Here is a 21,859-nt window from a genome sequence, read left to right as displayed (position 1 = left end):
AAGATCAGCGATTTAACTGGGGGTACTTTTCTTTGCTTACTTTCTTTTGTACAAGCAAAAGAAAGTAAGTCGCCCTTAGGCGAAATCCTAATGTAAAAAACATACCTTTATGCTATAATCTGCCACAATTTTTGATCAAAAAAGGAATACCAATGACGGATTCAATCCAATCATCTATCACCCCTGTCAATATCGAAGAAGAACTCAAATCTTCCTACCTTGACTATGCGATGTCGGTTATCGTTGGGCGTGCATTACCTGACGTTCGAGATGGTTTAAAACCTGTTCACCGCCGCGTGTTGTTCTCAATGGATCGCGAAGGCAATACCGCCAATAAAAAATATGTAAAATCAGCGCGTGTTGTAGGTGATGTAATCGGTAAATATCACCCACATGGTGACTTAGCCGTGTACGATACAATCGTTCGTATGGCGCAACCATTCTCACTTCGCTATATGTTGGTTGATGGGCAAGGTAACTTCGGTTCAATTGATGGTGATGCGCCAGCTGCAATGCGTTATACCGAAGTGCGTATGCAAAAAATTACACAAACATTGCTCACAGATTTGGATAAAGAAACCGTCAATTTCTCGCCAAACTATGATGGCGAATTAATGATTCCAGATGTATTGCCAACTCGTATTCCAGCACTTTTAGCAAATGGTTCTTCTGGTATTGCAGTAGGGATGGCAACTAACATTCCTCCACACAACTTAAATGAAGTATTGAATGGTTGTCTGGCTTATATCGACAACAATGAAATTACCATTGATGAATTAATGCAATATATTCCGGGACCAGACTTCCCAACCGCTGCATTAATTAATGGTCGTAAAGGAATTGAAGAAGCCTATCGTACTGGTCGTGGTAAAGTTTATGTTCGTGCTCGTGCAACAGTAGAAACCAACGAAAAAGGACGCGAGCAAATTATCGTGTCTGAATTGCCATACCAAGTAAATAAAGCAAAATTAGTCGAGAAAATCGCCGAATTAATTCGCGAGAAAAAAATCGAAGGCATCAGCAATATTACTGACCTTTCAAACAAAGAAGGGATTCGTATTGAAATTGATATTAAACGTGATGCAGTAGGTGAAGTAGTATTAAACCATCTTTACTCGCTTACTCAAATGCAAGTGACCTTTGGTATCAATATGGTGGCCTTGGATCACGGTCAACCACGTTTATTTAATCTTAAAGAAATCATTGAAGCCTTTGTTTTACACCGTCGTGAAGTCGTTACGCGTCGTTCTATCTTTGAACTTCGCAAAGCGCGTGAACGTACGCACATTTTGGAAGGTTTAGCGGTTGCTCGTTCTAATATCGATGAAATGATTGCGATCATTCGCAACTCTAAAAACCGTGAAGAGGCCGCAACAGCAATCAGTTCACGCTCTTGGACATTACATAGCGATATTATTAATCTTCTTGATGTTTCCGCTCGTCCTGATGATTTAGAAGAAAATCTTGGTATTCAAGGTGAACAATATTACTTATCACCAGCGCAAGTAAACGCAATTCTAGAACTTCGCTTACATCGTTTAACTGGTATTGCCTTTGAAGAAGTTGTAAAAGAATATGAAGAATTATTAGTTAAAATTGCAGACCTTCTTCATATTTTAAGTAGCGCAGAACGCTTAATGGAAGTGATTCGTGAAGAATTGGAAGAAGTAAAAGCACAATTCGGTGATGATCGTTTAACTGAAATTACCGCAGCTTCTGGTGATATTGATTTAGAAGATTTAATCGCACAAGAAGACGTGGTGGTGACACTTTCTCATGAAGGTTATGTGAAGTACCAACCACTGACTGACTATGAAGCACAACGTCGAGGCGGTAAAGGCAAATCTGCAACGAAGATGAAAGAAGAAGATTTCATCGAAAAATTACTGGTGGCAAATACTCACGATACTATCCTCTGTTTCTCTAGCCGTGGTCGTTTATATTGGTTGAAAGTATATCAACTTCCACAAGCAAGCCGTGGCGCACGCGGGCGTCCAATTGTGAATATTCTTCCGTTACAAGAAAACGAACGTATTACTGCAATCTTGCCAGTTTCTGCTTATGAAGAAGATAAATTCGTAGTTATGGCAACTGCTGGCGGTATTGTGAAGAAAATCGCCTTAACCGAATTTAGCCGTCCACGTTCAAACGGTATCATCGCATTGAATTTACGTGACGAAGATGAATTAATCGGCGTGGATATTACCGATGGTAGCAACGAAATTATGTTGTTCTCATCACAAGGTCGCGTGGTACGTTTTGCAGAAAATGCTGTGCGTGCAATGGGGCGTTTAGCAACAGGGGTTCGCGGTATCAAACTCGCTTTAACAAACGATATTTCTGATGATGAAAGTGCGGTAGAAATTGAAAATATTTCTGATGACAACGCTGAAGCGTCATTAGACTTAAATATCGATAAAGTGGTTTCTCTTGTTGTGCCAAAAGGTGAAGGTGCAATTTTAACCGCAACGCAAAACGGCTACGGAAAACGCACACAATTAAGTGAATACCCAACTAAATCACGTAATACAAAAGGTGTGATTTCGATTAAAGTGAGTGAGCGCAATGGTAAAGTAGTTGCTGCAACTCAAGTAGAAGAAACAGACCAAATTATGTTGATTACTGATGCAGGAACTCTTGTTCGCACACGCGTAAGCGAAGTGAGTATTGTAGGTCGTAACACTCAAGGTGTTCGTTTAATTCGTACTGCAGATGATGAACATGTAGTAAGTTTAGAGCGTGTTTGTGATGCAGATGAAGAGGATTCTTTGGAAGAAAGCGATTCTGAAGAATAGCCTATTATAAAAAAAGAAGTGCGGTGAAATTTCACCGCACTTTTTTTATGACTAATTAATTACCCGCCAAACCATCTCTAATTCGTTTTTCAAACTGATCATAATCAACTAAAAACGCATCATGTCCGTAATCTGATGGGAATTCGTAAAAATGTAGATCGACTCCACTTTGTTCTAAAAGCTGTTTACTTTTATAAAGGTCAACTGGCTTAAAGAGCTGGTCCGTTGTCACAGAAACCAGCGTATAACGCGCTTTAATGCGTGATAATGCCTCTTTGACATTTTCATACCCAATACTTGGGTCATACATATCCAACGCACGTAACAAATGCAAATAACTATTGGCATCAAAACGTTCTAAAAATTTTTTGCCTTGGTAAGAAAGGTAGGATTCAACTTGAAAGTAATCGCCCCAAAAACTGCCATCTGATTTTGTAGCCCGTCCAAAGGCTTTTGCAAGCTGTAAATCAGTACGGTAAGTCAACATACCTAGCATGCGCGCAATAGATAGTCCTTGATCCGGCGGTGTACCATCATAGTAATCGCCACCATTAAAATTAGGGTCATTAATGACCGCTTGACGCATAACATGGTTAAAGCCTATAGCTTCAGCACTAAAATAAATGGATGAGCAAAGATTTACGATATTATCCATAAAATCAGGATAATCAATCGCCCATTGATTCGCTTGCATACCGCCAAAAGATCCACCAATAATCGCTTTTAAATGGCTAATGCCAAGATGATCAAGCAAGGCTTTTTGTACTTTGACAATATCTTGCAAGACAATATTAGGAAATTGGCTACCATAGGGTTTACCCGTTTGCGGATTAATTGATGAAGGCCCAGTTGTTCCCTTGCAACCACCTAATACGTTCGAGCTAATAAAAAAATAACGATCCGTATCCAATGCTAAACCTTTGCCCATAAAATTCTGCCACCAGCCATCACGACCATCATCAAAATAAGGCTCAGCATCGCCAGTCAAAGCATGGCAAATTAATACCGCATTATTTTTTTCGGCATTAAGCGTACCATAAGTTTGATACGCGACATTGATATGGGAAAGCTTGCCACCAAGCGTCATGGTTAAAGGCTGTGTGTCAAAAAGCACTACATTTTGCACAGACATTGGAAACCTATTGTAATAATGAGAATGGCGTTTAAACTATCAGTAAGTCGATTATGTTGTCAAGAAATTTTAGCCGTCTAAACGGCTAAATTATCACACATCAATGCAATTCATAAAATCCATCAAATTCTCCTTGAAGTGCGGGGAATTTTTCATTATGTTTAATGGCATGATAATAAAAAAATTACCATCAAAATTAACCGCACTTGTTCGTATATCGCTCTATACAATCTTTGCACTGATTATGCTTTGCTTGCTTGTCGATAAAGGCGTAAGTTTTTATGTGCGTGATAAGATATTCACAAATATTGATGAACTCCCCTCTCGCGCATATGCTCTTGTGCTGGGCACATCGAAATATATTATTGGTGGAAAACCTAATGCTTATTACGAGTATCGTTTAGCCGCCGCAAAAGAGTTGATCAATCATCAAAAAGTCAATTACCTTTTATTAAGTGGCGATAATCGCACTATCCAATATAACGAACCAAGAGCAATGTTTCGTGATTTACGAAAAATGGGCGTATCTGAAGCCTCTATGTTCCGTGATTTTGCTGGTTTCCGTACGCTAGATTCCGTTATCCGCGCAGATAAAATTTTCCAAGTACAAGCATTTACGATTGTCAGCCAAAAATTTCATTGCGAACGCGCACTTTTAATTGCCAAAGCACATGATATTGATGCGATTTGTTTTGTAGCAAAACAGCCTGAATTACATCTATCGACTCGAATAAGAGAAGTTTTTGCGCGTATAAAAGCGGTTTTGGATTTGATATTAGGCGTTGAGCCTTATTTTTTGGGAGAGCCAGAGCCACTGCCCTCCCCAATAAATAAGGTAAATTGATATTTACTCTACAACAGACCAAAATTCGGCTACAGTGTGGAAAGATCCAAAGACTAAAACCACATCATTTCTTACCGCACTTTTAAGTGCTGTACGCACACCATCCATAACAGAGTCATCTGATGTAGCTTTAACATATGGAAAATGGCTTTTCAATTTCTCTGCTAGTTCATCGCCTGACTGCCCGCGGTAGCCGCCTAAGGTTACACAATGCCATTCAGCAATAATAGGCGTTAAATGCGCAAATACCCCATTTGCATCTTTGTCTTTGAGCATCCCACATACGGCAATAATTTTGCCCTCAATGTTGCATTTAAGTGCGGTTAATTTTTCAGATAAATATTTTGCAGCGTGAGGATTATGCCCCACATCAACGATGATTGTTGGCAAGGTTTCAACTGATACGCCAAGATAATCCGCTAATTTTTCACGTCTATCTGCTTTTATTGCTTGAAAACGACCAACCAGTTCTACCTCTTGCAAAGATTTTCGCAAAGTCTGTTCCGAAATATCAAAAGGTAAACATTGAACGGCTGCAAGAGCCGTTGCAGCATTCGCCAATGGAATCTGACAAAACGGCAAATTTTCTAACCGCACTTTTTTATTTTGCCATTGCCAATTTTCAGTATTTTGCTCAAATGACCAATCCACATCACGTCGAGAAACTTGGCAATGTAATTTTTCAGCCTGATCTAACATTGTTTGTGGCACATTAGGTTCGCCAATCACGACAGGACAATTTTCGCGGAAAATTCCTGCTTTTTCAAAAGCAATGGCCTCTCTGGTATCCCCAAGAAAATCGGTGTGATCAATATCGATGCTAGTAATCACAGCAAGATGGCTATCCACAATATTAGTTGCATCTAAACGACCGCCCAAACCGACTTCTAAAATCACCACATCTAACTTTGCTTGCTTAAATAAATGCAATGCAGAAAGGGTGCTAAATTCAAAATAAGTCAGCGATTCTGTTTTGTTTTCATCAATAAAAGCAAAAGAGGCTGTATGTGCTTCATCTGGTAAATCTTGATTTTGAATGCGTACTCTCTCGTTATAACGTAGTAAATGAGGCGAAGAATACACGCCTACACGTAATCCGTGATTAAGCAGAATCGTTTCTAACAAGCGACAGGTCGTGCCTTTACCATTCGTACCGCCGACTGTTATTACATAAGGTGCTGGATGAAGTAAATCAAATTTTTCTGCCACAGATTTAATACGATCTAAACCAAGATCAATAGGTTTAAAATGGCTTTTTTCTAAATAAGAAAGCCACTCAGCGAGTGGCGAAGTGGCTTTAAGTTGCATATTATTCATCTTCTGAAATGAGTTCAGGCTCCACAAAAGGAGAAGGTTGATTCGTTAATTTACTCAGCACACTTGCCAAAGTTTTACGCATTTCTGAACGTTTTACGATCATATCAATTGCACCTTTCTCAAGTAAAAACTCACTACGTTGGAAACCTTCAGGGAGTTTTTCACGTACGGTTTGTTCAATAACGCGCGGCCCCGCAAACCCAATTAAAGCTTTTGGCTCGGCAATATTTAAATCCCCCAACATCGCAAAACTTGCTGATACGCCGCCTAAAGTCGGATCCGTCAATACCGAAATAAATGGCACACCTTTTTCGCGCATTTGGGCAAGTACAGCACTGGTTTTTGCCATTTGCATTAAAGAGAATAATGCTTCTTGCATACGTGCGCCACCACTGGCAGAGAAACACACAAATGGACAATTCATTTCCATTGCCTTTTCCGCCGCTTTAACGAATTTTGCTCCCACTACAGAACCCATTGAACCGCCCATAAAAGCAAAGTTCGATGCAGCCACAACAATTGGCATATTATAAAGCGTACCTGTCATGGTAATTAACGCATCTTTTTCACCCGTTTCTTTTTGCGCCGCACTGATACGATCTTTATATTTCTTTAAATCTTTAAATTTTAAAATATCTTTTGGTTCTAAATCTGCCGCAATTTCTTGGCTTGAACCTTCGTCCAATAATTTTAATAAACGCTCACGTGCGTCAATACGCATATGATGACCACATTTAGGGCAAACATAAAGATTACGTTTAAGTTCTTCACTATAAAGTACTTGTTCACAAGAAGTACATTTTGTCCACACGCCTTCCGGCACATTTGCTTTTCGAGTAGAAGAAGACGGACTTTTACTAAAAATTCGGTTAATCCAGCTCATTTTTCGACCTTTTTATTGACTAGAAAATTCTGCGTATTAGACCATAAATTTGCAGAATTTGCTACTTGTAAGGCGTTTTTGTACTGCTCCGATTTCCTTTAGAGACTTTCAATAAATATGAGAAATAAATCCATGATTGAACATTTTTTTTATTTCTTTGTCTCATAGAGCACGTTATCTGAAATCTATTTTGGAGTATTTTATGAAAAAAACACGTTTTGTATTAAGCAGTATTGCTCTCGGATTAAGTGTCTTGACTACACCATTTGTGACTCAAGCTGGTTTACCAAGTTTTATTTCAGAGCAAAATAGTTTGGCACCCATGTTAGAAAAAGTTCAACCTGCAGTAGTGACACTTTCTGTTGAAGGAAAAGCAAAAGTTGACTCACGTTCTCCTTTTCAAGACGATATTCCTGAAGAATTTAAATTCTTCTTCGGTGATCGTTTTGCTGAACAATTTGGTGGAGGCGGTGAATCAAAACGTAACTTCCGTGGTTTAGGTTCTGGCGTCATTATTAATGCAAATAAAGGCTATGTTTTAACGAATAATCATGTTATTGACGGGGCAGATAAAATTACCGTGCAATTACAAGATGGCCGTGAGTTTAAAGCCAAATTAGTGGGTAAAGATGAGCAATCAGATATTGCGTTAGTACAGCTTGAAAAACCAAGTAATTTAACAGAAATCAAATTTGCTGATTCCGATAAATTACGAGTAGGCGATTTCACTGTTGCAATTGGTAATCCATTTGGTTTAGGTCAAACTGTGACATCTGGTATTGTTTCTGCATTAGGTCGCTCAACTGGCTCTGATAGCGGTGCTTATGAAAACTATATTCAAACTGATGCTGCGGTAAACCGCGGTAATTCAGGTGGTGCATTAGTCAACCTAAATGGTGAACTCATTGGTATCAACACCGCGATTATTTCGCCAAGCGGTGGCAATGCAGGAATTGCCTTTGCGATTCCAAGTAATCAAGCAAACAATTTAGTGCAACAAATTTTAGAATTTGGTGAAGTACGCCGAGGATTGCTTGGTATTAAAGGTGGCGAACTCAATGCTGATTTAGCCAAAGCCTTTAATGTAAGCGCACAACAAGGCGCATTTGTAAGTGAAGTTTTACCGAAATCTGCTGCTGAAAAAGCTGGCATTAAAGCGGGGGATATTATCACGGCGATGAATGGTCAAAAAATCTCAAGTTTCGCAGAAATGCGAGCAAAAATTGCCACCTCTGGTGCAGGAAAAGAGATCAGTTTAACTTACTTGCGCGATGGTAAATCTCACGATGTTAAAGTGAAATTACAATCAGATGATGGAAATCAACTTTCTTCTAAAACGGAATTGCCTGCATTAGATGGCGCTACATTGAAAAACTATGATGCAAAAGGCATCAAAGGGATTGAAATCACCAAGGTTCAACCGAACTCGCTTGCTTCGCAACGAGGTTTAAAAGCTGGCGATATTATTATTGGCATAAACCGTCAACTGGTTGAAAATACAGCTGAATTAAGTAAAGCGCTTGATGAGGAGCCATCGGCTGTGGCCTTAAATATTTTACGTGGAGACAACAATTTTTACTTATTAGTACAATAATTCTTCCACCAAAGGTATAAACAAAAAGTCCGATCATTATGATCGGACTTTTTTTTATGAAGCAATTGCTTTCAACAAATCTACCACAAATTCTAACCGCACTTTGTTATCAGATAGGTCTTTCATAAACTTAAATTTCAATGGGCCATCAAATCGATACACAATAGGTTCTTTTTGAATTAATTGAATAAATTTATCTGGATTCACCTGTGCTTTTGGTGAAAACTCAATGAAACCACCTTGTGTTCCTGCATCAATTCGCACAACTTTCAACGGCTCAACCAACAAACGCAATTCTGCAATTTGCAGTAGATTTTTTGTTGCATCAGGCAATAATCCGAATCGATCTATTAACTCAACTTTTAACTCGTCCAACTCTGATTTACTCTCTGCTGCGGCAATACGTTTATAAAAGGATAAACGCATATTCACATCACCTAGATAATCATCTGGCAATAAAGCAGGCACGCGCAATTCAATATCTGCTTGTTGTTGCGTCAATTCTTCTAATGATGGTTCACGCCCTTCTTTTAACGCTTTAACCGCCGCATCCAATAATTCCATATAAAGCGAAAAACCAATGCTTTCGATTTGTCCGCTTTGTTCATTTCCGAGTAATTCGCCGGCACCACGAATCTCTAAATCGTGGGTTGCCAAGATAAAACCAGCCCCAAGGTTATCAAGATTTTCTAATGCATCAAGACGGCGTTCGGCATCTTTTGTCATCATTTTAGGTGGTGGCGTAAGCAAATAAGCATAAGCCTGATGATGTGAACGCCCGACTCGTCCGCGTAATTGATGCAACTGAGCCAAACCAAAATGATCTGCTCGTTCAATAATAATGGTATTGGCCGTTGGCACATCAATACCCGTTTCGATAATGGTTGAACAAACTAAGACGTTATAACGCTGATGATAAAAATCACTCATCACACGTTCTAACTCACGTTCTCGCATTTGTCCGTGCCCCACAATCACTCGCGCCTCTGGAACAAGTGCGGTCAGTTTTTCTGCTGTATTTTCAATGCTTGCGACATCATTGTGGAGATAATAAACCTGCCCGCCACGTAAGATTTCACGCAAAATCGCTTCTCGTACAACAAGATCGTCATTCTGGCGGACGAAGGTTTTAATACTTAATCGGCGCGCAGGAGGCGTAGAAATAATGGAAAGATCACGAATACCATTCATCGCCATATTAAGCGTTCGCGGAATTGGCGTTGCCGTTAGGGTAAGAATATCGATATTCGCACGAAGCTGTTTGATTTTCTCTTTTTGCCCTACACCAAAACGGTGTTCTTCATCAATAATCAACAAGCCAAGATCGCTAAATTTTACATCTGATTGAATTAATTTATGGGTACCAATCAGTATATCGACTTTGCCTTCTGCAAGATTTTCAAGAATTTGTTTTTGTTCTTTTGCAGTTTTAAAACGCGATAACACTTCTACATTCACAGGCAAATTCGCAAAACGATCTTTAAAATTCTCATAATGCTGTTGGGCTAACAGTGTGGTTGGCACTAGCACTGCTACTTGCTTATGATTCATCACCGCCAAAAAGGCAGCGCGCATTGCCACTTCAGTTTTACCAAACCCCACATCACCACAAACAAGACGATCCATTGCTTTTGGCTGACACATATCCGAAATTACCGCATTAATTGCCATTTCCTGATCGTAGGTTTCCTCAAAAGGAAAAGTTGCGGCAAATTGTTGAAATTCTTCACGATCATATTTAAAAGCAAAGCCTTTCTTCGCTTCGCGTTGTGCGTAAACATCTAGTAACTCGGCCGCCACATCACGAATTTTCTCCGCTGCTTTTTGACGCGATTTTGCCCAAGCCTCGTTACCCAATTTATGTAATGGCGCACTTTCATCAGAACCACCAACATAACGGCTAATCAAATGTAATGAAGTAACAGGCACATAAAGTTTTGATTCATTTGCATAATTTAGCAGCAAATATTCTGCTTTAATGCCACCTGTATCTAAGGTGACCAAACCGCCATAACGCCCCACACCGTGATCAAGATGCACAACTGGCTGCCCTATTTTCAGCTCGGCAAGATTGCGCACAAGCGTGTCAGGATTAATTGTTTTACGTTTATCTCTAGAACGTTGTTGAACGCGCTCACCAAGTAAATTAGCTTCGCCAATAATCGCAACAGGAAGCGATTGTTCAATAATAAAACCTTGTTCAAGAGAACTGACTAACAAGCTAAATTTTTCATTTTTAGCCTGATCCAATGATTGAATTTGTTTTGGCTTGAGTTTTAACGGTGAAAGCAAATCAAGCAAATTCTCTCGGCGACCTTCCGTCTCCACAGAAAACAGTACATTTCCTTTAAAATGCTCAATAAATTGACGTAATTGTCCCAATGGTTCTTTTTGCTGGGATTGAATGGTCACTTCTGGTAAAGCAGCAACAGATAAATTTTTCTGGCGTACCGATGACCGCACTTTTTCCGCTTTAAATGTAATGCGTGGATAAGATTTCAATCGACGATTGACTTCGTCCACATTAAGCCATAATTTTTCAGGCGGTAAAAGCGGACGCATCGGATCCACTTTACGTTGTTCATAACGCTGTTTTGCATCTTGATAAAAACGCTCACCCTGCATTTGGTTATTTTCCATATCTATAAACAGCGTTTGTTCTGGCAAATAATCAAACAAAGTCGCCATTTCAGAAAAGAAAAGTGGCTGCCAATATTCAATGCCAGAAATCAATGTACCTTTACTGATTTGCTGATAAATATGTTCGGGATCTCGACGAATCTCCCCAAAAGTTTCACGAAATTGCGCACGGAAAAATTCAATCCCTTTGTCATCCGTTGGAAATTCGTGAGCCGGCAAAAGGTTAATTGAGTTAATTTCATCAAGAGTACGTTGCGTATCCACATCAAAAGTGCTAATGGAATCAATTTCGTCATCAAAAAAATCAAGACGAAAAGGCACCGAACTTCCCATTGGGAAAAGATCCAACAAGGCTCCACGAACAGCGTATTCACCGTGTTCTAATACTTGCTCCACAGCACGATAGCCCGCTGCTTCCAATTGTAAGCGCATTTTATCGATGACCAAACGATCACCTTTTTTAATCAGAAGCACATTGTGTTGTAAATATTGTGGCGGACAAAGACGTTGCATTAATGTCGAAATTGGCAATAAGAAAATGCCTTTTTTCGCATTTTGTAAATGGAAAAGCGCACTTAAACGAGAGGAAATAATTTCTTGATGAGGGGAAAAGGTATCGTAAGGTAAGGTTTCCCAATCAGGGAAAAGGCATACATTTTGACTGCTTAATTCCGATAAAATACGTGATAAACGCACCGCACTTCGCGTATCTGGTGTCACCACTACGGTTAAATTTTGATTTTGCTCTGCAATTTCACTAATCGCCAATGCATCAGCGCCGGGTAATACATTGCCTAAAATTTTGTGATCATTGGGTTGGGTAGGAATATCAGGTTGGAAAAAAGCCGTTTTCATAAATATCAATAACGCATTAATGCTTGTTTAAAAACTGACGAACAGTTTACTGAAGTTCATAATATATTTCAACAATCAACTGTTTAAAAAAACAGTTAGTTAATATTATGCAAAGATAGTTTATCCGCCAGAACGTTTTATCTCATCTATTTTCATAGTAAAATGTCCGTATTGTGATAAGGAACAGAAAAATGAAAAATACCGAGATCTTACTCACCATTAAACTTCAACAAGCACTTTTTATCGATCCAAAACGAGTGCGTTTACTCAAAGAAATTCAACAATGCGGTTCGATTAATCAAGCAGCAAAAAATGCAAAAGTGAGCTATAAAAGTGCGTGGGATCATTTAGAAGCCATGAATAAAATCAGTCCTCGCCCATTGCTTGAACGAAATACAGGTGGAAAAAATGGCGGAGGCACAGCGCTTACCACTTATGCCGAGCGTTTGCTACAGCTTTATGATTTATTAGAACGTACGCAAGAACACGCTTTTCATATTCTACAAGATGAATCCGTTCCGTTAGATAGTTTGCTCACGGCAACTGCACGTTTTTCTTTACAAAGTAGCGCACGCAATCAATTTTTTGGGCGAGTGGCACAACAACGAATCATTGACTCTCGTTGTGTTGTGGATGTGAATGTGCAAGGATTATCAACGCCGTTTCAAGTTTCAATTACCACTAAAAGCTCGGCTCGTTTGAAACTCATTACGGAAAAAGAAGTGATGTTGATGTTCAAAGCGCCTTGGGTGAAAATTAGTGAAAAAACACTAGAAAATCAATCTAATCAGTTCCCTGTAAATATCAAATCACTTAATGAAGAGGAAGCCATCCTTCAATTTGCTGACAGCGATATTGAATTTTGTGCCACGGTCCACCAGCCAAATCAATGGCAAATCGGGCAACAAGTTTGGATTCATATTGATCAAGAGCAAATTATTTTAGCGACGCTAGGTTAATCTCAAAGTGCGGTAAATTTTGGAAGAATATTTTGATCATACAAAAAAGACAGGGTTGATGCCTGTCTTATTTGTTATCAATTAAAATCCTAAACTAATTAGAAATATTTTTTACAATCAGCGTAATACCATCCACACGTTCAACTTCAATCAATGCGCCAACCGTGAGATTATCGCCTTGAATACGCCAAGTTGTATCACCAAAAGCACCTCGACCAATTCCATTCGCGCCAAGTTCTTGAACAATACCTTGTTTACCAAGTAACGCATGATCGCGTTGATTTAATGTTGAATGAGATTGATCATGGCGATCTTTACCATGTTGATATTTCCACCAAATCACTGAAAGTATGCAAGCTAATAGCGCGTAAAAAATAGCAAGTGAGGCAAGAGAAAGGCTGGGAAAAAGAAATTGTACAAATGCCGTCACTAAAGCTGCTAATCCCCACCATAGCAAAAATATCCCAGGTGTAAGCACTTCACCAATAAGCAAAATAAAGCCTAAAATCAGCCAGTGCCAAAGCGTCCAATTTATTAACCAATCCGCCATAGATTCTCCTATTTGTTGTAAAGGCTTTTTATTACAAAAGTGCGGTGATAAACGATTAAAAAAATCACCGCACTTTATCTAAATTAAGATTTCTTATCGCCCTTTAATAACTCCGCAATACCAGCAACAGAACCAATTAAATTGCCAGCTTCTAATGGCATAAGCACGACTTTACTGTTTCCTGAACTTCCGATTTCTTTCAATGCTTCCGTATATTTTTGTGCAATAAAGTAGTTAATCGCTTTGGTATCACCGCTGGTAATTGCTTCAGATACCATTTGCGTTGCTTTTGCTTCAGCTTCCGCAGCACGTTCTCGGGCTTCAGCTTGTAAAAAGGCTTCTTGTCGCTCCCCTTCCGCTTTTAGAATTCTAGCTTGTTTTTCACCTTCAGCACGGAGAATCTGAGCTTGACGAATCCCCTCAGCCTCTAATACTTCAGCACGTTTATTTCGTTCCGCTTTCATTTGAGCATTCATAGAATCAATCAATTCACGAGGCGGACGAACATCACGAATTTCAATACGCGTTACTTTAATCCCCCATGGATTTGTCGCTTCATCCACAATAGCCAATAATCGACTATTAATAGAATCACGTTGGGAAAGCATTTCATCAAGCTCCATCGAACCAAGCACGGTTCGAATATTTGTCATCGTTAAGTTGATGATAGCTTGTTCCAAATGATTCACTTCATAAGCCGCACTTCGGGCATCAATCACTTGCACAAAACAAACCGCATCAATAGAAACATTGGCGTTATCTTTAGAAATCACTTCTTGGGAAGGAATGTCTAAAACTTGTTCCATCATATTAATTTTACGACCAATACGATCAACAAAAGGCACCACTAAATTTAGCCCTGGCATTAATGTTCTTGTGTAACGACCAAAACGTTCGATTGTCCAGTTATAACCTTGTGGTACGGTTTTTACTGTAGAAAACAAAATTAATGCGACTAATATCACAAAAATTAATGTGGAAATAGCGAATCCATCAAGCATATTTTTTCTCCTTTATTAGGGTAGATTTAATGAAAAAAGTCTATCAAATCCACCCGCACTTTTATAGCCTATTTTGTATAAAATTAAGGCAATTTTGCCACTACTGCATAGCCTTCAATTAAACCTTCCACCTCATAAGAAGCATTCGCAGTAATGAAAGCTGCCTCACCTTGTTTCAAAGAAAGTGCGGTCGTTTCTGAGCGTAAATTCAACTGGCCATTCATCACCAATAAAATACTCGCACTTTGTGCTTTTAAATGATGAGTTTCACCACATTCATATTGAATATTTTGCAAAGCGAAATCTTGTGCCGGCGTAGCATAAGTAAATATACGCGCGTCTTGAGGTGCCGACGGGATAATTTTAGGCTCCACTTCACGACAATCTATAATTTTAAGCAATTCTGGAATATCCACATATTTAGGCGTTAAACCACCTCGAATCACATTATCTGAACAAGCCATCAGTTCAATATTTTGCCCGCGTAAATAAGCATGCGGAATGCCAGCATCTTGGTAAATTCCCTCACCTTTTTTGAGGTGCACAATATTAAACAAATAGAAGCAAATTAAACCTGCATCTAATTTATCTAAAGAAATATTCATTGCATCAATGGTATAAAGCACCCAATAATCTGGATTAGTTAAATCCAGATTATTAGCCTCATAAGCAGTTTGATTTTCCAACAGAATTGGAGAAAGCCATTGGTGTAGCTGAGCTTGTTCTGCTTGCATAATATCGGCATAGAAAGCATGTAAATCTTGTTTATGTAATTTTTTTGCAAGCGGGGCTAAAGATGAGCGTGCCTCTAAAGCTTCGATAATATCCGATTTATTTTTAAAACCATGCAACAACCAGAAATCAGATAAAGCGATCATCATTTCAGGTTTATAATTGTTATCTTTATAAGTACGTGTTGATGCTTTTAAATCAATGCCTTTCGCATTTTCTTCCGCAAAACCTATCTCAGCTTGTGTTTTCGTTGGATGAAGTTGAATAGAAAGAGGTTGGGCGACATCAAGAATTTTTAATAAATAGGGTAATTCATCACCAAAACTTGCTCGGCTTTGTGCACCAAGTGCGGTAGGATTTTTTTGTAAAAATTCAGTAAGTAACAAATTTTTACCATCAACTTCAATGGTTGAAGGCGCAGAATTATGAGCGCCCAACCACCATTCAGCATAATATTGATTTTCTTCCGCAGGAATATTTAGTAATTGAGGAATATATTGATGCCCTCCCCATACGTAATTTTGGAGTGAGCCAGTAAGTTTATAGATCATTTTTAATTTTTCCCTTGAATCCTATCTACACCACAGTTTTATTTACATAAATAAAAAATCCGCACAAAGGCGGACTTTTTTATCGTAAAGAAATTATTTAGTTAAGCTTAATACCACTGACTCTCCAGCGACGACTTCACCTGATTTTTTCACGATGCAAGAAATTTCATCCATATTGGAAATAACAACGGGGGTTAATACAGATTTTGCTTTTGATTCTAATAAAGGAAGATCAAATTCAATCACGGTATCTCCACGCTTAACAGATTGACCTTCTTGCGCAATACGAGTAAAGCCTTCACCTTTCAACTCAACGGTATCAATGCCAAAGTGTACAAATAATTCTACACCTTCTTTTGATTCCATTGAGAAAGCATGATTGGTTTCAAAAATTTTACCAATCACACCATCCACTGGCGCAACGATTTTGTTACCAGTAGGACGAATAGCAACACCATCACCCACGATTTTTTCAGAGAAAACTACATCGGGAACATCTTCAATATTTACAATCTCACCAGAGATAGGTGCATAAATTTCAACTTCCACAGATTTGTTTTCTTTTGAACCGAATAACTTGTCAAATAAGCCCATTTTAATCTCCTATCAATTCATAGATGGCTGTTATTTTAACGTAAAATCAAACAATTTTGTCTAATTTAATGCATTTTCCGCCAAAAATTCTTCGATTAACTGCTCAATTTCCGAAGCAGTCGGTTTTTGTAATGCGGCATTAGCAAGAGCTTTTGCATCTTGGAAATTCACATTACGGATTAATTTTTTAATTCTAGGTACAGAAATAGCACTCATACTAAATTCATCTAATCCCATACCAAGTAACAATAAGGTTGCACGTTCATCACCCGCTAATTCACCGCACATTCCCGTCCATTTACCCTCTGCGTGAGAAGCATCAATTACTTGTTTAATTAAACCAAGCACAGATGGCTGCATCGGATTATAAAGATGTGAAATTAACTCATTGCCTCGATCCACCGCCAAAGTATATTGGGTTAAATCGTTAGTACCGATACTGAAGAAATCGACTTCTTTTGCTAAGAATTTTGCATTTACAGCAGCTGACGGTGTTTCAACCATGACACCCACTTGGATATGCTCATCAAAAGCTTTGCCTTCTGCACGTAATTCCACTTTTAATGCTTCAATAACCGCTTTTAATTCTCGAATTTCTTCTACAGAAATAATCATCGGGAACATCACCGCTAATTTACCAAACGCTGAAGCTCGTAATACTGCGCGTAATTGTGCATTTAAAATTTCACGGCGATCTAACGCAATGCGAATCGCACGCCATCCTAAGAATGGATTCATTTCTTTTGGTAAATCTAAATATGGAAGCTCCTTATCGCCACCAATATCCATAGTACGAAGCACAGTTAAACGCCCGTTCATTGCTTCTACGACTTCTTTATAGGCGATGAATTGCTCTTCTTCCGTCGGAAGCTGTTCACGATCCATAAATAAGAATTCCGTTCGGTATAAACCAATACCTTCCGCGCCATTGCGATCTGCTCCTTCACAATCACGGATTGTTCCGATATTCGCGACCACATCAACCTTGTGTCCATCCAATGTGATTGCGGGGAGATCTTTTAATTTAGCTAACTCTGCTTTTTCCTCAGAAATTTTAGCTTCAAGTGTTTTTAATTCATCAATCTGAGATTGTGTTGGATTGATATAAACTTGATTATTTATGGCATCTAAAATTAAGTAATCACCAGTATTCACCAATTCGGTCACATTATTTGTGCCTACAATTGCTGGTAATTCTAAAGAACGCGCCATAATAGAAGTATGAGAGGTTCTACCACCAATATCAGTGACAACCCCTAATACTTTTTCAAGATTAAGTTGAGCTGTTTCTGAAGGAGTCAGATCATAAGCGACAAGAATTGATTCTTCTTGAATATCGCCAAGATCTATTATGTACATGCCCAAAATATTTTTAATTAAACGGTTACCAATATCACGAATATCACCAGCACGCTCTTTTAAATATTCATCATCGATCTCCGACAACATTGTGACTTGTTGATCAATAATTTTGCTCGCTGCAACTGCGGCATTGACTTTATTTGAACGAAGATAATCAAGTATTTCTTCTTCTAATTCTTCATCCTCAAGAATCATCAAGTGACCTTCAAAGATCGCGGCTTTTTCTTCGCCTAAAGAAATTAATGCACGCTCTCTGATTGAATTAAGTTGTTCCACCGCCAATGCACGACCTTCATAAAATCGATCGACTTCTGCATCAATTTGATCATCAGTAATTTTTTGCGTATCAAGAACAATCTTTTCTTCTTTAAGAACAAGTGCCTTACCAAAGGCAATACCTGGGGATGCGAGAATGCCAGAAATCATAGATACCTTCCGAAATAATTAAAAAAGAGATAGATAAACAATAGCCATAAAATTTCTCAATTTTATGGCTAAGTCAGTATTATTCTAAGGTTGGAATTAAAGCAACTAAATGGTCTACAGCCTGTTGCTCATCTTCACCTTCTGCAGAAATGGTGATCACAGTTCCTTGTGTTAAACCTAACGTCTGTAGCTTAAATAAACTTTTCGCACTTGCGCTTTTTCCTGCTGAAGTCACAGTAATATCAGATAAAAATGCCTTTGCTTCTTTCACAAATTGCGCAGCTGGGCGAGTATGTAAGCCATTTGGCGCAGTGATTTCGACATCTTTTGAGTACATAATGCTACCTCTACTAAATAATAGTTAAAAAATAAAAACTAAGAAATCACCTTAGTATCCTTGTTCAAAGCAAAATAATCAACAATAAACACAAAAAACTTGAACTAAATCGTGAAAAAACAACAAATATGCCTATTTTTTAGCCGCTTCACGCAATCGTTAAACTGCTGAAAAATGACGTTGTGATTTGGTTTCACTTAAACTTTCAATTAATCGATGATAATTATCATAACGCACTGGTGAAATTTTCCCTTGCTCGACCGCTTCACGTAATGCACATCCTGGATCGCTCAAATGTTTACAATCACGGAATTTACAGGTTCCCAAAACATATTGAAATTCTCGATACCCTTTTGTGATTTGCTCCGCATCTAAATGCCAAAGCCCAAATTCTCTAATTCCTGGCGAATCAATTAAATTACCACCTTGTGGCAAATGATAAAGACGCGATGATGTCGTCGTATGCTGCCCTAATCCTGATGTTTCACTAACATCACCTACTTGAGCGTTTACACTAGGCAAAATATGATTAATTAAACTCGATTTACCGACACCCGATTGCCCAACAAAAATCGCCGTGCCTTGTGCCAAAAGTGCGGTTAATTTTTCCATATTTTCACCGCTCTTTGCTGAAATCATTAAAATTTCATAGCCAATATCTTGGTAAATTTTGAGTTGGTCTTCAATTTCTTGACGCTGTTCTTGCGCCAATAAATCCACTTTATTCAAAACAATGAGAGGCGTGATTCCCGCAATTTCACACACAACAAGATAACGATCGATAATATTTAAGGAAAGCGTTGGTAATACTGCTGATACAATAATAATACGATCAATATTCGCCGCAATGGGTTTCAAACCATCATAATAGTCAGGGCGGGAAATTTCATTTTCTCGAGGGTGAATTGCCTCAATCACACCACTCACACCTTGTAATTGTTCATTGCCTTTACGCCAAACGACTTTATCTCCCACCACCAAACTCGACAAGGTACGGCGCAAATTACAACGATAAATTTCGCCTTGTTTATTTTCGACATCAGCATGAATCGAATAACGCGTGACCACAACACCTTCTTGTGATTCGCCAAGCATTTCATCTGACCATTCAATCTCTTTTTTCTTATGGCGATGTAATGTTTTCGCATTATTCGATTGAATTCTTCTGGTTTGGTTCTGAGTTAATTTACGTTTAGCCATAAAAGTGCGGTCGTTTTTTCCCTTGTTTTTGGTAAAATGAAAAAAATTTTTGCATAGGATACCTGATATTATGCCATTCGATAAACAAAATCTTATTTGGATTGATTTAGAAATGACCGGTTTAGATCCGGAAAAAGAACGTATTATTGAAATTGCGACTATTGTGACAGATAAAAATTTGAATATTTTGGCTGAAGGCCCTGTATTGGCTGTTCATCAGTCTGATGAATTACTCAATAAAATGAATGATTGGTGCCAAAAAACACATAGTGAAAACGGCTTAATTGAACGCGTAAAAGCCAGCAAACTCACCGAACGTGCAGCAGAATTACAAACCTTAGACTTTTTAAAAAAATGGGTGCCGAAAGGTGCGTCGCCAATTTGCGGTAACAGTATTGCCCAAGATAAGCGCTTCTTAGTGAAATATATGCCTGATTTAGCCGATTATTTTCATTATCGTCATTTAGACGTGAGCACATTAAAAGAACTTGCAGCACGTTGGAAACCTGAAATTTTAGAAGGCTTTAAAAAAGAGAATACACATTTGGCGCTAGATGACATTCGAGAATCGATTAAAGAGCTAGCTTATTATCGCGAACATTTCATGAAATTAGATTGACGAAAACTTCAACAAAAAATTTCTTTTTATGAAATTGCCCTTGCAAGCCCTAAAAATATTTGTATAATTCGGGCTCATTCACTGATGTGAACTGCGGGAATAGCTCAGTTGGTAGAGCACAACCTTGCCAAGGTTGGGGTCGCGAGTTCGAGCCTCGTTTCCCGCTCCAATTTCACATTATAAAAGCATTATTGCGGGAATAGCTCAGTTGGTAGAGCACGACCTTGCCAAGGTCGGGGTCGCGAGTTCGAGCCTCGTTTCCCGCTCCAAATTTCAATCCCTAGCCAAAAGGCTGGGGATTTTTTCTATCTACAAAACATATCGCCCAAATTCTAAAGTGCGGTGAATTTTCTCAAAAAATAAAGGCTTGCGATTTAATAACACAAACCTTTATTTTTTATGCTTTCTTCAACCGTTTTGCGCGACGTTTCATTCTTCTTACCCAACGGGTAATTCGCCATGCACGCGTAATTGAATAGACATAAAGGAAAAATAAAATGAAAAAGCCAACAAACATCGCCCACTCATTCACATAATAAATTTCCCCTAAAATACCAATCGTTGCACAAACTGCAGAAACAAACGTAATCAATAAAAAGGCTTGTCTTGATGTCAAACCCGCTCTCACCATTAAATGATGGACATGTAAACGATCTGGGCGGAATGGGCTTTTACCTTTACGTACACGGCGATAAATAATCGCAACCATGTCAATCAAAGGAATCGCAATAATCCAAAGTGCGGTTACAGGATTCATCGGATGCCCTTTTCCTTGCGTACTCAATAACAAAATCCAAATAATGGTAAAACCAATTAATGTACTCCCTGCATCGCCCATAAACACCTTATATTTCGGTCCAAATGGAATCCCTAGATTTAGCATCAAATAAGGTAAAATCGACGCAATTAAAGCAAAACTCCAATGCGCCATATCCATTTGCCCATCTCGATACATCAAGAAACCAATCGCGGCAAAAGAAACGCAAGAAAGCCCACCGAGCAATCCATCAATACCATCAATCATATTAAAGGCATTAATAATCGCGATAGTGGCAAATACGGTAATAATCAAACCAATTGAACCAAGCGTTAACTGGAAAGGTCCTAAAATCTGACCTAGATGATCCAGATAAACATTCCCAAGATCGATCATTAAAATCGCCAGAATTGCTTGAATCCCCGCTCTTAAGAAAGGACTGATATCAAAGCGATCATCTAAAATCCCTATCGCCAATAAAACAAAAATACTGAACAAATAAAGATACGGTAATCGAAGTTGATCCCATTCCATCAGGTAATAGCAAAGATTTCCAACAAAAAGCGATACGCCACCGATTAGCGGAATTGCGCCCTGGTGGCGTTTGCGATAATTTGGTTTATCAACTAATCCAATTTTATTTGCAATTGGACGCATTACGATAAGCGTAATAAATGCGCCTAAAAACGCAACTAAAAGACTCAACATAAT

The 21,859-nt window shown here is 38.7% G+C and carries 17 protein-coding genes and 2 tRNA genes; 7 read left to right on the top strand and 12 right to left on the bottom strand.

Features of this window, described 5'->3' with window-relative positions:
- Positions 1–152 precede the first annotated feature (152 nt).
- Positions 153–2,795: a DNA topoisomerase (ATP-hydrolyzing) subunit A gene (gene gyrA / locus KKW16_RS07315; protein WP_215768126.1), complete on the top strand. Its 2,643-nt coding sequence runs from the start codon at positions 153–155 to the stop codon at positions 2,793–2,795.
- A 55-nt stretch (positions 2,796–2,850) separates the two neighbouring features.
- Here the strand turns inward: gyrA and metX are convergent, their stop codons facing one another.
- Positions 2,851–3,927: a homoserine O-acetyltransferase MetX gene (gene metX, locus KKW16_RS07310; protein WP_065265136.1), complete on the bottom strand. Its 1,077-nt coding sequence runs from the start codon at positions 3,925–3,927 to the stop codon at positions 2,851–2,853.
- A 157-nt stretch (positions 3,928–4,084) separates the two neighbouring features.
- Between metX and KKW16_RS07305 the strand changes: the two genes are divergently transcribed.
- A complete protein-coding gene (locus KKW16_RS07305) occupies positions 4,085–4,771 on the top strand; it encodes a SanA/YdcF family protein (protein ID WP_215768125.1) in 687 nt (228 codons plus the stop codon).
- A 3-nt stretch (positions 4,772–4,774) separates the two neighbouring features.
- Here the strand turns inward: KKW16_RS07305 and folC are convergent, their stop codons facing one another.
- Both folC and accD read right to left on the bottom strand, forming a co-directional pair.
- Positions 4,775–6,079 carry a bifunctional tetrahydrofolate synthase/dihydrofolate synthase gene (gene folC, locus KKW16_RS07300; protein WP_215768124.1) on the bottom strand — a complete coding sequence of 435 codons (1,305 nt, stop codon included), beginning with the start codon at positions 6,077–6,079 and terminating at the stop codon, positions 4,775–4,777.
- Position 6,080: 1 nt separating this feature from the next.
- Positions 6,081–6,971: an acetyl-CoA carboxylase, carboxyltransferase subunit beta gene (gene accD, locus KKW16_RS07295; protein ID WP_009499983.1), complete on the bottom strand. Its 891-nt coding sequence runs from the start codon at positions 6,969–6,971 to the stop codon at positions 6,081–6,083.
- 202 nt (positions 6,972–7,173) lie between these two features.
- Between accD and KKW16_RS07290 the strand changes: the two genes are divergently transcribed.
- Positions 7,174–8,565 (top strand): DegQ family serine endoprotease, encoded by a 1,392-nt coding sequence (locus KKW16_RS07290; protein ID WP_215768123.1) that lies wholly within the window; start codon positions 7,174–7,176, stop codon positions 8,563–8,565.
- Positions 8,566–8,619: 54 nt separating this feature from the next.
- Here KKW16_RS07290 and mfd read toward each other — a convergent pair whose 3' ends face one another.
- Complete coding sequence (gene mfd / locus KKW16_RS07285; RefSeq protein WP_215768122.1) at positions 8,620–12,060, bottom strand: transcription-repair coupling factor; 3,441 nt, start codon at positions 12,058–12,060, stop codon at positions 8,620–8,622.
- A 191-nt stretch (positions 12,061–12,251) separates the two neighbouring features.
- Between mfd and KKW16_RS07280 the strand changes: the two genes are divergently transcribed.
- Positions 12,252–13,019 (top strand): TOBE domain-containing protein, encoded by a 768-nt coding sequence (locus tag KKW16_RS07280; protein WP_215768121.1) that lies wholly within the window; start codon positions 12,252–12,254, stop codon positions 13,017–13,019.
- Between the two features lie 94 nt (positions 13,020–13,113).
- On the opposite strand, the gene KKW16_RS07275 is transcribed toward KKW16_RS07280, so the two are convergent.
- The 7 genes from KKW16_RS07275 to rsgA form a co-directional block, all read right to left on the bottom strand.
- Positions 13,114–13,569 carry an NfeD family protein gene (locus KKW16_RS07275; RefSeq protein WP_046939317.1) on the bottom strand — a complete coding sequence of 152 codons (456 nt, stop codon included), beginning with the start codon at positions 13,567–13,569 and terminating at the stop codon, positions 13,114–13,116.
- Positions 13,570–13,652: 83 nt separating this feature from the next.
- Entirely contained in the window at positions 13,653–14,570 is a 918-nt protein-coding gene (locus tag KKW16_RS07270) for an SPFH domain-containing protein (protein ID WP_005628412.1), read from the bottom strand.
- Between the two features lie 83 nt (positions 14,571–14,653).
- Positions 14,654–15,853, bottom strand: a complete 1,200-nt coding sequence (gene manA / locus KKW16_RS07265) for a mannose-6-phosphate isomerase, class I (RefSeq protein WP_215768120.1) — start codon at positions 15,851–15,853, stop codon at positions 14,654–14,656.
- 93 nt (positions 15,854–15,946) lie between these two features.
- Positions 15,947–16,447 carry a PTS glucose transporter subunit IIA gene (crr, locus tag KKW16_RS07260; RefSeq protein WP_005635907.1) on the bottom strand — a complete coding sequence of 167 codons (501 nt, stop codon included), beginning with the start codon at positions 16,445–16,447 and terminating at the stop codon, positions 15,947–15,949.
- A gap of 60 nt (positions 16,448–16,507) precedes the next feature.
- The gene (gene ptsI / locus KKW16_RS07255) at positions 16,508–18,235 is read right to left on the bottom strand and encodes a phosphoenolpyruvate-protein phosphotransferase PtsI (protein ID WP_106014174.1); all 1,728 of its coding nucleotides are present in this window, start codon (positions 18,233–18,235) and stop codon (positions 16,508–16,510) included.
- A 79-nt stretch (positions 18,236–18,314) separates the two neighbouring features.
- Entirely contained in the window at positions 18,315–18,572 is a 258-nt protein-coding gene (gene ptsH / locus KKW16_RS07250; RefSeq protein ID WP_009500977.1) for a phosphocarrier protein Hpr, read from the bottom strand.
- Positions 18,573–18,731: 159 nt separating this feature from the next.
- Complete coding sequence (rsgA, locus tag KKW16_RS07245) at positions 18,732–19,772, bottom strand: small ribosomal subunit biogenesis GTPase RsgA (RefSeq protein ID WP_106014173.1); 1,041 nt, start codon at positions 19,770–19,772, stop codon at positions 18,732–18,734.
- Between the two features lie 70 nt (positions 19,773–19,842).
- Between rsgA and orn the strand changes: the two genes are divergently transcribed.
- The 3 genes from orn to KKW16_RS07230 all read left to right on the top strand — a co-directional run bounded on the left by orn (position 19,843) and on the right by KKW16_RS07230 (position 20,660).
- Complete coding sequence (orn, locus tag KKW16_RS07240) at positions 19,843–20,391, top strand: oligoribonuclease (protein WP_009500975.1); 549 nt, start codon at positions 19,843–19,845, stop codon at positions 20,389–20,391.
- A gap of 93 nt (positions 20,392–20,484) precedes the next feature.
- Positions 20,485–20,560: transfer RNA gene (locus KKW16_RS07235), tRNA-Gly, on the top strand.
- Positions 20,561–20,584: 24 nt separating this feature from the next.
- A tRNA-Gly gene (locus KKW16_RS07230) sits at positions 20,585–20,660 on the top strand.
- A 128-nt stretch (positions 20,661–20,788) separates the two neighbouring features.
- Here KKW16_RS07230 and wecA read toward each other — a convergent pair.
- Positions 20,789–21,856, bottom strand: a complete 1,068-nt coding sequence (gene wecA / locus KKW16_RS07225) for a UDP-N-acetylglucosamine--undecaprenyl-phosphate N-acetylglucosaminephosphotransferase (protein WP_106014172.1) — start codon at positions 21,854–21,856, stop codon at positions 20,789–20,791.
- Positions 21,857–21,859: the final 3 nt, after the last annotated feature.

It is taken from the genome of Haemophilus sp. SZY H8, from assembly GCF_018829755.1.
Taxonomy (GTDB): domain Bacteria; phylum Pseudomonadota; class Gammaproteobacteria; order Enterobacterales; family Pasteurellaceae; genus Haemophilus; species Haemophilus haemolyticus_K.
Note: the sequence above shows the minus strand (reverse complement) of the source record. Positions and strands in the feature narration are given on the sequence as shown.

Bases quoted from the DNA above. Each gene is read 5' to 3' on its own strand.
- crr (WP_005635907.1), bottom strand. From the start codon at position 16,447: ATGGGCTTATTTGACAAGTTATTCGGTTCAAAAGAAAACAAATCTGTG.
- KKW16_RS07280 (WP_215768121.1), top strand. From the start codon at position 12,252: ATGAAAAATACCGAGATCTTACTCACCATTAAACTTCAACAAGCACTT.
- manA (WP_215768120.1), bottom strand. From the start codon at position 15,853: ATGATCTATAAACTTACTGGCTCACTCCAAAATTACGTATGGGGAGGG.
- gyrA (WP_215768126.1), top strand. From the start codon at position 153: ATGACGGATTCAATCCAATCATCTATCACCCCTGTCAATATCGAAGAA.
- KKW16_RS07270 (WP_005628412.1), bottom strand. From the start codon at position 14,570: ATGCTTGATGGATTCGCTATTTCCACATTAATTTTTGTGATATTAGTC.
- orn (WP_009500975.1), top strand. From the start codon at position 19,843: ATGCCATTCGATAAACAAAATCTTATTTGGATTGATTTAGAAATGACC.
- folC (WP_215768124.1), bottom strand. From the start codon at position 6,079: ATGCAACTTAAAGCCACTTCGCCACTCGCTGAGTGGCTTTCTTATTTA.
- rsgA (WP_106014173.1), bottom strand. From the start codon at position 19,772: ATGGCTAAACGTAAATTAACTCAGAACCAAACCAGAAGAATTCAATCG.
- KKW16_RS07290 (WP_215768123.1), top strand. From the start codon at position 7,174: ATGAAAAAAACACGTTTTGTATTAAGCAGTATTGCTCTCGGATTAAGT.
- metX (WP_065265136.1), bottom strand. From the start codon at position 3,927: ATGTCTGTGCAAAATGTAGTGCTTTTTGACACACAGCCTTTAACCATG.
- wecA (WP_106014172.1), bottom strand. From the start codon at position 21,856: ATGTTGAGTCTTTTAGTTGCGTTTTTAGGCGCATTTATTACGCTTATC.
- ptsI (WP_106014174.1), bottom strand. From the start codon at position 18,235: ATGATTTCTGGCATTCTCGCATCCCCAGGTATTGCCTTTGGTAAGGCA.
- KKW16_RS07275 (WP_046939317.1), bottom strand. From the start codon at position 13,569: ATGGCGGATTGGTTAATAAATTGGACGCTTTGGCACTGGCTGATTTTA.
- accD (WP_009499983.1), bottom strand. From the start codon at position 6,971: ATGAGCTGGATTAACCGAATTTTTAGTAAAAGTCCGTCTTCTTCTACT.
- mfd (WP_215768122.1), bottom strand. From the start codon at position 12,060: ATGAAAACGGCTTTTTTCCAACCTGATATTCCTACCCAACCCAATGAT.
- ptsH (WP_009500977.1), bottom strand. From the start codon at position 18,572: ATGTACTCAAAAGATGTCGAAATCACTGCGCCAAATGGCTTACATACT.
- KKW16_RS07305 (WP_215768125.1), top strand. From the start codon at position 4,085: ATGTTTAATGGCATGATAATAAAAAAATTACCATCAAAATTAACCGCA.